The organism is Kurthia gibsonii (assembly GCF_006539985.1).
In the GTDB taxonomy this organism is placed as follows: Bacteria; Bacillota; Bacilli; order Bacillales_A; family Planococcaceae; genus Kurthia; species Kurthia gibsonii.
Map to the genome: position 1 here is coordinate 103,395 of NZ_BJOB01000002.1, position 16,437 is coordinate 119,831.

General features: G+C 37.3%; 15 protein-coding genes. 13 read left to right on the forward strand and 2 right to left on the reverse strand.

All coding sequences use genetic code 11. The features are described 5' to 3' along the window. Positions 1–49: 49 nt before the first annotated feature. Positions 50–919 carry a YitT family protein gene (locus KGI01_RS01210; protein WP_141272598.1) on the reverse strand — a complete coding sequence of 290 codons (870 nt, stop codon included), beginning with the start codon at positions 917–919 and terminating at the stop codon, positions 50–52. A 209-nt stretch (positions 920–1,128) separates the two neighbouring features. Here KGI01_RS01210 and dapB point away from each other — a divergent pair, with 209 nt between their 5' ends. From dapB to KGI01_RS01270, 12 genes are all read left to right on the forward strand, one after another. Further along, complete coding sequence (gene dapB / locus KGI01_RS01215) at positions 1,129–1,923, forward strand: 4-hydroxy-tetrahydrodipicolinate reductase (RefSeq protein ID WP_141272600.1); 795 nt, start codon at positions 1,129–1,131, stop codon at positions 1,921–1,923. Positions 1,924–1,935: 12 nt separating this feature from the next. After that, complete coding sequence (gene mgsA, locus KGI01_RS01220) at positions 1,936–2,343, forward strand: methylglyoxal synthase (protein WP_068454369.1); 408 nt, start codon at positions 1,936–1,938, stop codon at positions 2,341–2,343. Between the two features lie 19 nt (positions 2,344–2,362). Further along, positions 2,363–3,502: an N-acetyl-alpha-D-glucosaminyl L-malate synthase BshA gene (gene bshA / locus KGI01_RS01225; RefSeq protein ID WP_141272602.1), complete on the forward strand. Its 1,140-nt coding sequence runs from the start codon at positions 2,363–2,365 to the stop codon at positions 3,500–3,502. After that, complete coding sequence (locus KGI01_RS01230) at positions 3,502–4,671, forward strand: CCA tRNA nucleotidyltransferase (RefSeq protein ID WP_141272604.1); 1,170 nt, start codon at positions 3,502–3,504, stop codon at positions 4,669–4,671. Before bshA ends, KGI01_RS01230 begins: the two co-directional genes overlap by 1 nt. Beyond that, a complete protein-coding gene (locus tag KGI01_RS01235; RefSeq protein WP_141272607.1) occupies positions 4,655–5,641 on the forward strand; it encodes a biotin--[acetyl-CoA-carboxylase] ligase in 987 nt (328 codons plus the stop codon). The genes KGI01_RS01230 and KGI01_RS01235 overlap by 17 nt, the downstream gene beginning before the upstream one ends. 44 nt (positions 5,642–5,685) lie before the next feature. Then, positions 5,686–6,525 carry a 3-methyl-2-oxobutanoate hydroxymethyltransferase gene (gene panB, locus KGI01_RS01240; protein ID WP_141272609.1) on the forward strand — a complete coding sequence of 280 codons (840 nt, stop codon included), beginning with the start codon at positions 5,686–5,688 and terminating at the stop codon, positions 6,523–6,525. Further along, positions 6,522–7,352, forward strand: coding sequence for a pantoate--beta-alanine ligase (gene panC / locus KGI01_RS01245; RefSeq protein ID WP_141272611.1), 831 nt, complete (start codon positions 6,522–6,524; stop codon positions 7,350–7,352). Before panB ends, panC begins: the two co-directional genes overlap by 4 nt. Positions 7,353–7,533: 181 nt before the next feature. Next, positions 7,534–10,308: an ATP-dependent DNA helicase DinG gene (dinG, locus tag KGI01_RS01250; RefSeq protein WP_141272612.1), complete on the forward strand. Its 2,775-nt coding sequence runs from the start codon at positions 7,534–7,536 to the stop codon at positions 10,306–10,308. A gap of 30 nt (positions 10,309–10,338) precedes the next feature. After that, positions 10,339–10,821, forward strand: a complete 483-nt coding sequence (locus KGI01_RS01255) for a cell wall elongation regulator TseB-like domain-containing protein (protein ID WP_141272614.1) — start codon at positions 10,339–10,341, stop codon at positions 10,819–10,821. A gap of 108 nt (positions 10,822–10,929) precedes the next feature. Next, positions 10,930–12,225, forward strand: a complete 1,296-nt coding sequence (gene asnS / locus KGI01_RS01260; protein WP_141272617.1) for an asparagine--tRNA ligase — start codon at positions 10,930–10,932, stop codon at positions 12,223–12,225. Between the two features lie 178 nt (positions 12,226–12,403). Beyond that, the gene (gene epsC, locus KGI01_RS01265; protein ID WP_141272619.1) at positions 12,404–13,333 is read left to right on the forward strand and encodes a serine O-acetyltransferase EpsC; all 930 of its coding nucleotides are present in this window, start codon (positions 12,404–12,406) and stop codon (positions 13,331–13,333) included. Positions 13,334–13,395: 62 nt separating this feature from the next. After that, positions 13,396–13,944 (forward strand): NUDIX hydrolase, encoded by a 549-nt coding sequence (locus KGI01_RS01270; protein ID WP_141272621.1) that lies wholly within the window; start codon positions 13,396–13,398, stop codon positions 13,942–13,944. Positions 13,945–14,060: 116 nt separating this feature from the next. Here the strand turns inward: KGI01_RS01270 and KGI01_RS01275 are convergent, their stop codons facing one another. Further along, positions 14,061–15,164: an ABC transporter ATP-binding protein gene (locus tag KGI01_RS01275; protein ID WP_141272623.1), complete on the reverse strand. Its 1,104-nt coding sequence runs from the start codon at positions 15,162–15,164 to the stop codon at positions 14,061–14,063. A gap of 510 nt (positions 15,165–15,674) precedes the next feature. On the opposite strand from KGI01_RS01275, the gene ahpC reads away from it, so the two are divergent. Then, on the forward strand, positions 15,675–16,238 hold the full coding sequence (ahpC, locus tag KGI01_RS01280; RefSeq protein ID WP_141272625.1) for an alkyl hydroperoxide reductase subunit C: 564 nt from the start codon (positions 15,675–15,677) through the stop codon (positions 16,236–16,238). Positions 16,239–16,437: the final 199 nt, after the last annotated feature.

Here is a 16,437-nt window from a genome sequence, read left to right on the forward strand (position 1 = left end):
CACAAAAAAAGAGAACTTCGCTATAGTAGCAAGAGTTCTCTTTTTGTTTTTAATGATGGAGTGGATTGCGTTCGTCGTCTAATGTGAAGCCCATTCCAGACACTTCATGCACTTCGGATATAGATACGAATGCATATGGATCGACCGAATTGACGAGACTTTTTAATTTGAATAATTCATTTTTAGATACGACACAATATACAATTTTACGTTGCTCTTTCGTATAAAAACCTTCACCTTCTAAATATGTTACACCACGTTCCATCTGTGTTGTGATTTTTGAAGCTACTTCTTCATAATGGTCTGAGATAATAAGCGCGCCGCGTGCTGCATACATCCCTTCTTGTACAAAGTCAATCACGCGTGCTGCAATGAAAACAGCTACTAATGTGTACATGGTTGTACGAATGTCTAAGAATGTTAATGCAGAAATCGCAATAACGAGCGCATCAAGTAAGAACATCGTCTTACCCATTGGCCAACCAAAATATTTATCCGCAAGACGTGCGATGATATCAGAACCACCTGTTGTACCTCCGAAGCGGAAGATAATGCCAAGCCCTCCACCTAAAAATACACCTGCAAATAAAGAAACAAGTAATAAATCATCGTTTAATGGAATATGAACATTGACAATTTGGAATACTTTAATGAAGACAGATACACTGACTGTACCAATAATCGTATAGGCGAATGCACGCTTACCAAGAATTTTCCAACCAATAAAGAACATGGGGATGTTCAATACTAAGTTCATGAGTGCAGGGTCCCATTTAAATAGAAAGTAAAGAATCAATGTAATCCCTGTAAAACCACCTTCACCTAGCTTGTTTTCTAATGTGAAATTTACAAGACCAAAACTAAAGATTGCTGCACCAAGTAAAATAAACAGCGTATTTTTTACTTTAACTAAACCCAAAAAAAAGACCTCCAATCGAATGAAATACGCGAAAATGAAGTTTTCTATCTTACTATTTATTTCGCATATTGTATAATGTGTAATAGAGATGAAATCAATTCAAACAATAAATGGATGGATAGACTTACATTATCATGTATTTTAACTATTTTTACAATAAAAAGATAAAGATACTACAGGGGTTACAAAATAAGGGAGGAATAACACACATGATTACAGTAGCAATAGCAGGACCAAGAGGGCGCATGGGAAAAGAAGCGGTACATACCGTTATGAGCAGAGAAGATTTTCAATTAGTAGGGGTGCTCGATCATAAAGAAATTGCAGAAAATCTACAACAATATCCACAATTTCCAGATACATATGATGTACCCGTATTTATGGATTTACAGACATTATGTAATGAAGTAAAACCAGATGTATTAATTGATTTAACAACACCAGAAGCTGTTTATGAACATACAAAATTAGCTTTAACACATGGTGTACGACCTGTAATTGGTACGACGGGCTTTACAGATGAGCAGTTACAAGAATTAACAGATTATGCAAAACAGCATGGAATTGGAGCTATTATTGCACCAAACTTCGCAGTAGGTGCTGTATTGATGATGAAATTTGCAGCGATGGCAGCTCAGTATATGCCAGATGTTGAGATTATCGAGCTACATCATGACCAAAAATTAGATGCACCATCGGGTACAGCAATTAAAACGGCTCAATTGATTCAAGAGAATCGTCCTTCACATAAGCAAGGACATCTAGACGAAAAAGAGACGATTCCAGGAGCTCGTGGTGCAGATTTTGATGGTATGCGTATCCACAGTATTCGTTTACCGGGTCTTGTAGCGCATCAAGAAGTATTATTTGGTGGCGAAGGTCAAATGCTAACAATTCGTCATGATTCATATAATCGCGCTTCATTTATGTCAGGTGTAAAGTTATGTGTTGAAAAAGTGATGACATTAGATCATCTTGTATATGGTTTAGAAAACATTTTGTAAGGAGAGATTGACATGAAAATCGCATTAATTGCACACGATCAAAAGAAAGAAGATATGGTAGAGTTTGCAATCGCATATAAGCCCATTTTAGAACAGCATGAATTATTCGCAACAGGTACAACAGGGCAACGGATTATCGATGCTACTTCTTTATCTGTTACGCGTTTTCGTTCGGGGCCACTCGGTGGAGATCAACAAATCGGCGCAATGATTGCGAATAATGATATGGATATGGTTATTTTTTTCCGCGATCCACTTACAGCCCAGCCACATGAACCAGATATTTCAGCTTTGATGCGCTTAAGTGATGTATATCATGTGCCACTTGCGACAAACATGGGGACAGCAGAAGTGCTATTAAAAGGATTGGAACACGGTTTTATTGATTTCCGGTTATTAGCTGAAAGACGTTCTAAATAAAGAAAGTGATGTGCTTATTATGAAAAAGTTAAAAATTGGGATTACATGCTACCCAACAGTAGGTGGATCAGGCGTTATGGCAACGGAGTTAGGTAAGATGCTTGCAGAACGTGGTCATGAAATTCATTTTATTACGTCAAGCATGCCCTTTCGTTTAAACAAAGTGTATCCAAATATTTTCTTCCATGAAGTAGAAGTTAATAATTATTCTGTTTTTCAATATCCACCATATGATATTGCTCTAGCAAGTCGTATGGCCGATGTTATTCGTGAAGAGCATTTAGATGTATTACATGTACATTATGCGATTCCACATGCTGTTTGTGCAGTTCTTGGACGCGATATGGCGGGACAAGCAGGGAAGCGTGTAGGAATTGTGACGACACTTCATGGAACGGATATTACAGTTCTAGGTGACGATGCACTACTAACAACGGCAATCCGTTATGGTATTGAAAAATCGGATGTTGTGACAGCTGTATCGACATCTTTAAAAAATCAAACATTGGAATTAATCCAGCCGAATCAAACGATTGAAACGGTTTATAATTTTGTGGATGAACGTGAATATTATCCACGAGACGGGCGTGAATTACGTGAAGCATTTGGTATTGAGCCAGATGAAAAAGTTTTGGTGCATGTATCGAATTTCCGTAAGGTGAAGCACGTGCCAGATGTGATTGAGACATTCATCAAAACACGTAAATATGTAAAATCAAAATTATTATTAATTGGTGATGGTCCTGAAAAACATGAGGCGATGCAACTCGCAAAACAAACACCATATGGTGAGGATATTTTATTTTTAGGAAAGCAAGAGAATTTAGCAGAATTATATGCAATGGCTGACTTAAAACTACTTATGTCTGAAAAAGAAGCGTTCGGATTAGTGTTATTAGAAGCAATGGCTTGTGGTGTTCCAGGAATCGGTACACGTATTGGTGGAATTCCAGAAGTCATCTGTCATGAAAAAAATGGCTATATTGTTGAACTAGGTGATACAGATCAAGCTGCTCACCATGCGATTAGCTTATTATTAGATGATGAGAAATTACAGTTGTTTAGAAAACGAGCAATTCAAAGTGTACAAAATCGATTTCACTCGGAGAAAATTGTTGAGCAATACGAAGCGCTATATGAAAAGGTGGTTCAAAAGTGATGAAACATCCTGCATGGCAGTCGGCACATGACGTCATGGAAATATTAGAACAGCATGGACATGAAGCGGTTATTGTAGGCGGTGCTGTAAGGGATTATTTATTAGATAAACCAGCGAATGATGTAGATGTAGCAACGAGTGCAATGCCGCTTGAAGTAAAGGCATTATTTGAAAAAACAGTAGATGTAGGGATTGCACATGGTACGATTCTTGTGTTAGGTTTTGAAGAACCTATTGAGGTAACAACGTTTCGTACGGAAGGAACCTATACAGACCGTCGTCGACCAGATGAAGTAACGTTCGTTCGTTCATTAGCAGAAGATTTAAAAAGACGTGATTTTACGATTAATGCAATGGCACTTAGACGTTCTGGAGAGCTAGTAGACTTATACCAAGGTCAAGAAGATTTACAAAAGAAAATTATTCGTGCAGTGGGCGAACCGTATGCCCGTTTTTCAGAAGATGCATTGCGCATTATTCGAGGTGTACGTTTTGTAGCTCAATTAGGCTTTACATTGGAACAAGAGACACTTATCGCTATGCAAAAAACGTCGCATTATTTAGGTGAGATTGCTATTGAACGTGTGAAAGCTGAATGGGATAAAATTTTTGTGAGTCGTGCAACGGAAAGAGCGATGTACTATATGCAAGAATATAATCTTGGTGAAGCGATTCCAGGTACTTTTGAAGCCTATAGTAAATGGCAGAACTATGCTGCAAAAGATGCAAAATGGGGCTGGACATATTGGTGCATTTTAACGAATGACTTTACCTTACTTCAACAGTATCGTTGTTCAAATGATGAAAAGTCATTTGTGAAACAAGCGAAAGCTTGCTACGATATTTTGTTTCAACACCGACCAACTAAGTTTGAGCTTTTTCAATATGATTTGAAGTATTGGGAATGTGCATGTGAGCTTCTTGCGTTGCAAAATGTAACAAAAGTTATAAGTTATCCAGAATTAGTAAAAGAAAAGCAAGATTTACCGATTCAACATGTACAGGAGATTGCTGTTACGGGAAAACATCTCATGACCTGGATGAACCAAAAAGGCGGCCCATGGTTACGTGAAGTATTAGATGAGATTGTGAAGCGTGTTGTGAACGGTCAGTTAGAAAATAATGAACAAACAATAAAGGAATGGTTGCAAAATGAATGGTTCGTATAAATATAAAATTCTAAAAAAATTACAACAGTCCACTCCATCTCCTGTTTCAGGTCAACAACTTGCAGATGATTTCGGTTTATCGCGTACAGCCATTTGGAAGTACATTAAACAATTAGAAGAAGAGGGTTATATGTTTGAGACCATTCGAAAAAAAGGTTATATTTTGACGTCGCAACCGAATAGCATCGATCCAACAAAAATTAAAGCGGCACTTGAAACAACTACGTTTGGTGAAACAATTATTTTTGAAGAAACACTTCCTTCTACACAGCCAGTAGCACATCAGTTGGCACAGGAAGGCGCTAAAGCAGGAACCGTTGTCATCTGTGAGGAACAAACACTCGGTCGTGGACGTATGCAAAGACCGTGGCAATCTCAAAAAGGAAAAGGAATTTGGATGAGTGTCATTTTACGTCCAGATGTGCCACCTTATGAGGCACCACAATTTACATTAGTAGCTGCTGTAGCAATCGCAAAAGGGATTGAAGATGTAGCAGGTATTCGTCCTCAAATTAAGTGGCCGAATGATTTATTAATCGATGGTTTTAAAATTACAGGGATTTTAACGGAGTTACAGGCAGACCCTGACCGTGTGAATGCATTAATCATGGGGATTGGTATTAATGTCAACCACACAATGGATGATTTCCCAGAAGAAATTCATGGTATTGCGACTTCTTTAAAATTACAAACAGGACAAGAAATCGACCGTGCTGTATTAATTGCACGTATTTTATATTATTTAGAGTATTATTCGAATCAATACGTTAAAGAAGGGTTCCTACCAATTAAAAAAGAATGGGAAAGCTATTCTTGTACCATTGGTCAAACGATTAAAGTAACAACATTGACAGAAGTCTTCTATGGTAAGGCTGTTGCAATTACGAATGATGGTGTATTAAAAGTACAATTACCAGACGGTGAAACGAAAAGTGTGTATTCAGCTGATATTGAATTAAAAAAAGATTAATGTAAGTTACAGTGTCATCGTTCAACACATTTAGGAGGGTAACAATGAAAAGCGTTGCAGATTTTCCAAAAATGAAAGAAAAACAGGACAAGATTGTGATGATTACAGCCTACGACTACCCATCGGCTAAATTAGCCGAAGAGCAAGAAGTCGATATGATTTTAGTAGGTGATTCTTTAGGAATGGTTGTTTTAGGATATGACTCGACTGTTCAAGTGACAGTAGAAGATATGATTCATCATGGTAAAGCAGTTCGCCGAGGTGCTAAAGATACATTTATGGTTGTTGATTTACCATTTGGTAGCTATCATGGCGATCCGTACGAGGCGTTAAAAGTAGCTGTACGTGTTTTCCAAGAAACAGGTGCGAACGCTTTAAAAGTCGAGGGTGCAGGGAATCTACTGCCAACGATTCAGTTAATGATTGAAGCAGGCATTCCAGTTGTAGGACATTTAGGGCTACAACCGCAACAAGCAGCTGTATTGGGCGGTTATAAAGTACAGGGGAAAACACAAGAAGATGCAGAAAAAATTTTGCGTGATGCAAAAGCGCTCGAAGAAATAGGTGTCTGTGCGATTGTATTTGAATGTATTCCGAAGCAAATGATGTTTGAAATTAATCAGCAGCTACATGTACCGACGATTGGAATCGGTGCAGGAAATGAAGCGGATGGTCAAGTGCTCGTATTCCATGATGCACTACATTATGGGCACCATCATATTCCTAAATTTGTACAACAATTTGCAGATGTCGGTGCTGAAATTGAGCTAGGTATTGCCAAGTATAAAAAAGCAGTAAAAACAGGTGTTTTTCCAAGTGATGAGCAAAGTTTTCATTTGAAAGAAAACCAATCGATTTCATTATATGGAGGCAAAAAAGGATGAAAATTATTGAAACCGTAGCGGAACTAAAAGAAGTACTTCAACCTTTTGCAATTCATTCCATTGGATTAGTACCAACGATGGGGGCTTTGCATGAAGGGCATGCTACGTTGATTCAACAAGCGCGACAAGAAAATGATGTCGTAGTCGTAAGTATTTTTGTAAACCCTACGCAATTTGGTCCAAATGAAGATTTCGATCGCTATCCACGTGATTTAGATGGAGACGCTAAGAAGTGTGAAGATTGGCAAGTAGATTTTATCTTTGCGCCTTCCGTCGAAGAAATTTATGGAAGTCATGGCGGCATTACATATGATGCAGGTCCTGCTTCACGTATTTTATGTGGTGCAAGTCGACCAGGTCACTTTAATGGTGTTCTACAAATTGTTTCAAAATTATTCATGCTCGTTCAACCGACACGTGCCTATTTTGGTCAAAAAGATGCGCAACAACTCGCATTGATTGAAACGCTCGTACGTGATTATTACTTCCCGCTCGAAATTGTACCTGTTCCAATTGTGCGTGAAGAAGATGGGCTAGCTAAAAGCTCACGTAATGTTTTTTTAACGCCAGAAGAACGTCAAGAAGCGGTTGTCTTATCGCAAGCACTAACACTTGCAAAGGCACGCTTACAAGATGGTGAAGAAGCAGCGATTGTCTTAGAGCAAGCACGTAAAAAAATCGAAGAAACTTCTGCAAAAGTAGAGTATCTCGAATATCTTGCCTACCCAGATTTGCAACGAGCTCCTAAAGCTGATGAACGAAAAATTTTAATGGCAGCGATTCGCTTTTCAAATGTCCGTTTGATTGATAATGAATTATTTGACTAACAGAATAGACAAAGGGTTCTCGCAAATGAATGTGAGAGCCTTTTTCTATGAAGTTCGCAATAGAAAATAAAGGTTCTACTTACCCACAGCTATCTTAAGTATGATAAAATCGTCTGTATGAAATAAAGGACGTACTATTGAAAGATGTCTATAATAAAATGATTTGAAAGACGTGAAGAACATGGAGAGTCAAATGTATGCAGTTGTTGATTTAGAAACGACTGGGCATTCATCAAAGCAAGGCGATCGTATTATCCAAATCGCCATTGTATTTATGAGAGATTGGCAAATTGAAAAGACCTATACCTCTTTCGTCAATCCTAAACGAAAAATACCACATTTCATTCAAGAATTAACGCATATAAAAGAAGAAGATGTTAAGCATGCACAACCTTTTGAAGCGATTGCCCATGAAGTATATGACATGCTCCAGGATTGTGTGTTTGTCGCACACAATATCGACTTCGATTTACCATTTTTACAAGAAGAATTTAAGCGCTGTGGTTTACCAAAATGGTTTGGTAAAAGTATGGATACAGTAGAGTTGGCAAAAATACTCTATCCAACGGCTTATAGTTATAAACTTTCAGAAATTGCTCTTGAATTAAATATTGGTTTAGAGAACGCGCATCGCGCAGATGATGATGCGATGGCAACAGCGCGATTATTAAAGAAGTGTTTTGAACAGTTAATGTCTTTACCACTTGAAACGATTCAGCAACTACATACGCGTTCGTTTAAATTGAAATCAGGTTTAGCACATTTATTTTTTGAGGCACTGCAAATAAAAAGAACGAAATCTTCTCAATTACAGCACCATTTCTTATATCGTGGGGTTCCGATTTTACAACCTCAACAACAAAAAATTAATGCGGAGCCTGTAATTTATCCAGCAAGTACAGAAGCAAAGACACAGCTTTTTTCAAAAGTGATGACTCACTTTGAAGTGAGAGAAGGTCAATTTAATATGATGGATGCTGTGTGGAATAGCCTACAACATCGTACCGAGATTTTAACAGAAGCATCTACTGGTATCGGTAAAACATTAGCATATTTGATTCCAAGTATTGTTTTTGCAAAGCAACAAAAACACCCTGTTGTTATTAGTACGTACACATCTCATTTACTCGATCAACTCATTCAAGAGGAACTACCAAAAGCGAAAGAATTATTAGGTTGTGATGTTCGAATTGCTGTTTTAAAAGGTATGGAACATTATATTGATCTCGACCGTTTTATTGAATCGCTTGTGATTACAGAAGATAGTTATGATGAGAATTTTGTGAAAATGCAAGTGCTTGTTTGGCTCGCTATCTCTTCAACAGGTGATTTGAATGAAGTGAATGTTTCGGGTGGAGGACGTACTGTACTCGACCGAATTCGTCGTACAAGTACAACTGCAGAAACAAAGCAACAAAATGCATTTGACTTTTATTTAGAAGCAATGAAATCATGTGAAGAAGCTGAACTAATCATTACAAATCATGCGATGTTATTGGCTGATTTAGAACGTGAAACACCACTTGTTCAGCAAGTTGGTGGCTTTATTTTAGATGAAGGACATCAGATGATTCAAGCAGCGACCATGCGAGAGGAAAAAGTCTTTGCATATCGTCGTTTCAAATATTGCTTTGGTCAGATTGGTCATTTCGAAGATCGTGCGCTACATCATGCGTTTTATCGCTTATTGCAACAAGCAGATCGTGTGCCACTTCGCTACTTATCCAAGCTTGAAAATCAATTCTTTGAGATGATTGATGTTTTCGAGCATGCGATGAACCATCTCGTAAGTCGTATGAACTTATCTGCGTCTCATAGTGGAGCACAAAAAAAGACAATTCTTTTAAATACGCTCACATTGAAGCAACCTTTATTAGAAGAAGTCGGTCATATGATGGAGCAGTGGTTACAGTTAGCGCATGAGGTCACACGTATTTTCAAAAGTTATCAAGATGATTTAGAAGCTTCTAAACGTGTATGGCTGACAGATTGGGAATATTGGCTACGCGACTTACAACAATTACTCGAACAATGGCGTGCGATTTTCTATGTACATGAACAAAATCGAACGTCTTGGATTGAAGCAGACCGTAGAAGTTTGCCAAACAGCATTCAAATTTACGATCGTCCGATTCAAATTGCCGATCATATTACGCAAGCTTTCGATCAATTTAGAGGAAGAGACGGGATTGTCTGGGCATCCGGTACGCTAACTGTACCAGGAAATCCACGCTTTATTGCGGATCAGCTAGGATTATCAAGAGAAGTAGCTCTTTATCAATTCCAAGCGCCAGCACATTATTATAAAGGTGCTAACCTGTATATTGTGGATGACATGCCAGATATTCAACAAGTACCACAATCTGCTTATATTGAGGCAGTAGCAGAAGCAGTGACGCAAGCTGTACTTGCTACGGAAGGACGTTGTTTCGTTCTTTTCACATCGCAAGACATGCTTCGTAAAACGGTCGATTTAATTCAAGAAATTGGTGCATTAGAGGATTACATGATTTTTGCACAGGGTATTTCAACAGGGAGTCGTATGCGCTTATTAAAGATGTTCCAGCGTTTTGAGCGCTCAGTTTTATTTGGAACGAATAGTTTTTGGGAAGGTGTCGATGTTCCAGGTGACGCATTATCAGCTGTCATCGTCGTTCGTTTACCATTTTCAGCACCAGAAGAACCTCTTTTTAAAGCAAAAGCAGATAAAATGCAGCAACAAGGTTTAAATGCCTTTTATAAACTATCTTTGCCAGAAGCAATCTTACGTTTTAAACAAGGTTTTGGCCGTTTAATTCGCTCATCTCAGGATAAAGGTGCATTTATCGTGTTAGATCGTCGAATCGAAACAAAATCATATGGACCAGACTTTTTACGCGCATTACCGAATGTAGAAGTTCGCCATGTATCGCTAAGTGAACTAGTCTTCGATTTGGAAGATTGGTATAATAAATAAGCAAAATCAATCAAAAGTTCAGGTGATGGAATGAAAAGTTGGATTAAATTCTTCGCCATCTTCTTCGTCATGTTAGCAGTCGTATTAACAGTACTTGTAACGATTAAAGCCTATGCGCCTTATCATAGTGCTACACAAGAAGCGAAAGATGTTGTGTTGAAGGAACGATTATTAAAAACAGTAGATGAATCTTACGTATATAACAGTACAAACCATTATGTTACCGTTATCGGTAAAAATGATAAGAATCAATCAACAGCAGTGATTGTAAATCAAGATCAACCGAAAGCTAAAAAAGAAGTCATTGAACTTTCAAAAGGCATTACAGAAAAAGAAGCTGTTAAGATAGCTACTGAAGGACAAAAAGTGAAAAAAGTGCTTCATGTCCATTTAGGTATTGAAAAGCCAGGTCCCGTTTGGGAAGTAGCATTCAAAAATAACCGAGATGAGCTCAATTATGTCTATGTGGTATTTGAAACAGGTCAATGGTGGAAAAAAATCACGAATTTATAATATTTCGAAAATAGAAATGCTCTCGTTTTTTGTATATAATAAAAGAGAATAAATCAAGAAGTAGATAGGAGACTATTTACTTAATCCCAGATGTGATGGAGGATTCCTATGAAAAAAATTACAATTCAAGAAATGCCAAAACATGTTGGCGAAACAGTAAAAATTGGCGCTTGGCTTGCAAATAAGCGTTCAAGCGGTAAGATTGCTTTCTTACAATTACGTGATGGTACAGGATTTGTACAAGGCGTTGTTGTAAAAGCAGAAGTTTCTGAAGACATGTTTGCAACAGCAAAAGGTCTTCATCAAGAAACTTCATTATATGTAATCGGTGAAGTAACAGAAGATACACGTTCATCATTCGGTTATGAATTACAAGTGAAGGACATCGAAGTGATTTCAGAATCACACGACTACCCAATCACACCAAAAGAGCATGGTACAGAGTTCTTAATGGACAACCGTCACTTATGGTTACGTTCAAAAAAACAACATGCAAAAATGAAAGTGCGTAACGAATTAATTCGTGCAACATACGAATTCTTTAATGACAATGGCTTCGTTAAAATGGACCCCCCAATTTTAACAGCTTCAGCGCCTGAAGGTACATCAGAGTTATTCCATACAAAATACTTTGATGAAGATGCATTCTTATCACAATCAGGACAATTATATGCAGAAGCATCAGCAATGGCATTAGGAAAAGTATTTTCTTTCGGTCCAACATTCCGTGCTGAGAAATCAAAAACACGTCGTCACCTAATCGAGTTCTGGATGATTGAACCAGAAATGGCGTTTGTGGAACATGATGAGAGCTTAGAAGTACAAGAACAATTTGTATCGTATATCGTGCAATCTGTATTAAAAAACTGCAAACTAGAATTAGAAATTTTAGGTCGCGACCTTTCAAAATTAGAAAAAGTAAAAGCACCATTCCCACGTATTTCATACGATGAAGCCATTGAATTTCTTCATAAAGAAGGCTTTGATGATATTAAATGGGGCGATGATTTCGGAGCACCACATGAAACAGCGATTGCAAATCACTTTGATTTACCTGTTTTCATTACATGCTATCCAAAAGATATTAAACCATTCTACATGCAACCACATCCAGACCGCGATGATGTCGTGCTATGTGCCGATTTAATCGCTCCAGAAGGTTATGGTGAAATTATCGGTGGTTCTGAGCGTATTTGGGACTATGATTTATTAAAACAACGTATCCAAGAACATGGCTTAGATGAAGAAGCATACAACTGGTATTTAGAACTTCGTAAATACGGTTCTGTACCACACTCAGGTTTCGGTCTAGGGCTAGAACGTACAGTATCTTGGGTAACAGGTGCTGAACACGTACGTGAAACCATTCCATTCCCACGTTTATTAAACCGTATTTATCCATAATAGAAGATGAAAGCTCATGTGATGTTAAGTCATATGAGCTTTTTCTTTTGAGAATTAAAGTATGCTATAAAAATAAAAAACAATTTAGTTGGAACACTGTACATTGTGCGTTAAAATAGAACAAAGATGAGCGAGCGTAATGAATACGCTTTAGAGTAGATGAGGAGGATTTTGTATTATGGAATTAAATGATTGGTTAAATACAAAGGTACCTGAAATTTCAAATGACTTGATTGAAATTAATCAAGATTATTTTGATTTAGAAAATTCAATTGGTTTTAAAGGACGCGATCGCATTTATCGTGTCATTGAAAGTTTCCGCATTGCGTTATTCCCAGGAATCTATGATCAAAAACCGATTGATGAAGTGCGTCTGAATGTCGCAATTAGTAATAATTTACGAAAAGCAGCGCTTGATTTACGTGATATTTTAGAAAAAGCGCTATTTTATAATAAAGAAGATGAAGATGTATGTGAAAACGTTGCACGTGAGCGAGCAGATCAAATTGTTATTCAGTTGATGAACAAGTTCCCGAAAATTCGTCGTACATTACAGACAGATATTCAAGCAGCTTATAATGGCGACCCTGCTGCAACATCAACAGAAGAAATTCTACTGAGTTATCCATCTATTCAAGCGATTTGTATTCACCGCATTGCGCATGAATTATATAAATTAGATGTGAAAATCATTCCACGTATTATGTCAGAGTATGCACATGAATTAACAGGAATCGATATTCATCCAGGCGCATCCATTGGCGATTCATTCTTCATCGACCATGGTACAGGTGTTGTAATTGGTGAAACATGTACAATAGGTAACAATGTTAAAATTTATCAAGGTGTAACATTAGGTGCGCTTAGCTTCCCGTTAGACGATGAAGGCAATCCAATTAAAGGCATCAAACGTCATCCTGACATTGAAGATAATGTCGTGATTTATGCGGGTGCAACGATTTTAGGTGGCAAAACAAAAATTGGTCATGATACCGTACTAGGCAGTAATATTTGGTTAACACATTCTGTTGTGCCGCATTCGCGCGTATACCATTCACAACCTTCGCCAAGTATTAACCAATCTGTAAATATTGAATATGAAATTTAAAAAAAAGGAGGGGTAGTTCAGCTGCCACACCTCCTTCTTTTTTTATGAAAGGAAGTCAAATAATGAACTGGCAAGAAAAGCTATTACAATACCAGCCTGTAAATGAACAAGAGCAGCAAGACTTAGTATCATTTCGCTATGCATTCACACATTTTCCAGATGTTTTAACGCGTCAAAACCCAATTGCACATATGACAGTTTCAGCTTTTGTCGTGAATCAAGCACGCACACATGTATTAATGGTCTATCATAATATTTATCAGTCATGGGCATGGGCAGGAGGACATGCGGATGGTGAATCAGATTTTTTAGCTGTTGCATTAAGAGAAGTGCAAGAAGAAACAGGGGTAGAAGCAAAACCTGTTCAACAAGAGCCTATTTCGATTGAGCAACTAACGGTTTTAGGGCATGTGAAAAAAGGGCAATATGTATCAGAGCATCTACATATGAACGTCACGTATCTAGTTGAAGCAGATGACCAAGCGGCACTCGTTGTGTGTGAAGAAGAAAATAGTGATGTGGCATGGATTCCATTTGATGAATTGAATACATATTGTAGGGAAGAACATATGCTACCGATTTATAATAAAATCATTGCACAAATGAAGTAAAATAAGAAAAAGACTGGGCATAAAAAAACTGGAACCGTGTTATGACGCGGTTCCAGTTTTTTCGTTACGAACTTTAAAAAGAGAAGTGAAATGTTTTGTCTCAGGTTGTTAGAAAATTATTCAGCTGTAATGCGCATTTCTGTTGTCGTATCAAAAAAGTGTGCTTTTTGTATTTGAATCGCAAGTGATAATATTTGTCCAGATGACACCTGTTCATTTGCATCAATGCGTGCGATAAAGTTTTGTTCCTCTAGTTGCGCATAAATCATAAATTCTGCACCCGTTAATTCGGCTACATCAATTTTCACTTGAACTGTATGCTCAGGTAATTGCTTTAACATACTCTCTTCATTATGAAAACCTTCTGGACGAATTCCTAAAATAATTTCCTTTTTGTTATAACCTTTGTTGTGTAGTAAAGTACGTTGGTCTGTAGTCAGTGGTAGCTGTAATGTGCCCACTTGTACAAAATCACCTTGAATACGCGCTTTGAAAAAGTTCATAGCTGGTGAGCCAATAAAGCCAGCAACAAAGATATTCACAGGTTTTTCATATACTTCTTTTGGTGAACCCACTTGTTGAATGAGACCGTCTTTCATTACAACAAGACGTGTCGCCATCGTCATCGCTTCTGTTTGGTCATGTGTTACATAAATTGTAGTGGTTTGTAAACGCTGATGTAACTTAATAATTTCTGCACGCATTTGTACACGAAGTTTTGCATCTAAGTTCGATAAAGGCTCATCCATTAAAAATACTTTTGCATCGCGTACAATCGCACGACCAAGTGCCACACGTTGACGCTGACCTCCTGATAATGCTTTTGGTTTTCGTTCTAAATATTCTTCTAACCCTAAAATCTTTGTAGCTTCAGATACGCGACGTTTAATTTCTTCTTTTGATAGTTTGCGCAGTTTTAAGCCAAATGCCATATTTTCATAAACCGTCATATGCGGATAGAGCGCATAGTTTTGGAATACCATCGCAATATCACGATCTTTCGACGGTAAATCATTTACACGTTCCCCATCAATGTAAAAATTGCCTCTTGAAATTTCTTCTAATCCTGCAATCATGCGAAGTGTTGTCGATTTTCCACAGCCAGATGGCCCAACAAAAACAATGAACTCTTTATCCTGAATTGCTAAGTTAAAGTCCGTCACAGCCGTTATCTTCTTATCGTAAATTTTATAAATATTTTGTAATGTTAATTCAGCCATCATAGATCTCCTCTATGTTTAAATTCTATACATGTCATATTCTATTATAGTCAAAGTACTTATGAAATAGCAGTAACTTTAATTATGACATTTTTTTATTCTCAATTAAACGAGTAAAAGCTTTTAATTGAGATGAAAGTTTGCAAAAATATATAAAATAGAGGTTAGATTGTTTAGTGAATGAGAATGTGTAAAATACGTCTAAAATATGACAATTTATAAGGATATGGAAGTTGTATATAAAATTTTGGAAAATGCGTAAAATCAAGTATGTTCACTATTTCACTAGTAGCTTACGTGAAAAGTCTCACAAAGTTATTCAGAGTGGAAAATGACTGTAAACACTTGGTTTTACTATATTCTTGGACAATGAATGAATAAATTTGTTAAGATATATGTATAAGGGTTGACATTGAAAGTCTTTTGTATGATAATTTTAATGTAAACAATAATAATTCTAATTAAGGATTTATTATTAATAATTGATTATATATCTAGGAGGAATTGAATATGTCATTAGTAAACAAAGAAATCGCACCATTCACTGCACAAGCATTCCAAAACGGTGAATTCAAAACAGTATCAGAAGAAACTTTAAAAGGTAAATGGGCTGTAGTATGCTTCTACCCAGCTGACTTTACATTCGTTTGCCCAACTGAACTAGAAGATTTACAAGCTGTATATGGCGAATTAAAATCTCTAGGTGCTGAAGTATATTCTGTATCAACTGATACACACTTCACACATAAAGCTTGGCACGATCATTCAGAAGCGATTTCTAAAATCGAATATACAATGATTGGTGACCCAACGCATACAATTTCTCGCAACTTCGACGTATTAGACGAAGAAACAGGTCTTGCACAACGCGCTACGTTCTTAATCGATCCAGACGGTGTAGTACAAACTATGGAAATCAACAATGATGGTATCGGTCGTAACGCTTCTCAATTAATCGACAAGATTAAAGCAGCTAACTACGTACGTAACCACCCAGGTGAAGTATGCCCAGCAAAATGGAAAGAAGGCGAAGAAACATTAACGCCTAGCCTAGACCTAGTAGGTAAAATCTAATTTAACGCCACTGTAGTCATATGGGGCACTAGACAAGCGACAAACATCAGTCTACAGATTGGTATTTGTCGCTCTGTTTTTAGCAAAATTGCATAAATGTACGGAAAAATGAATCGTTTTATGGTTTGGCGTCACTCTCTTACCTACCTGAAACGAAATGAAGAGGTGAAAATACTGCTGTGAAAGAGGGCATTCAACA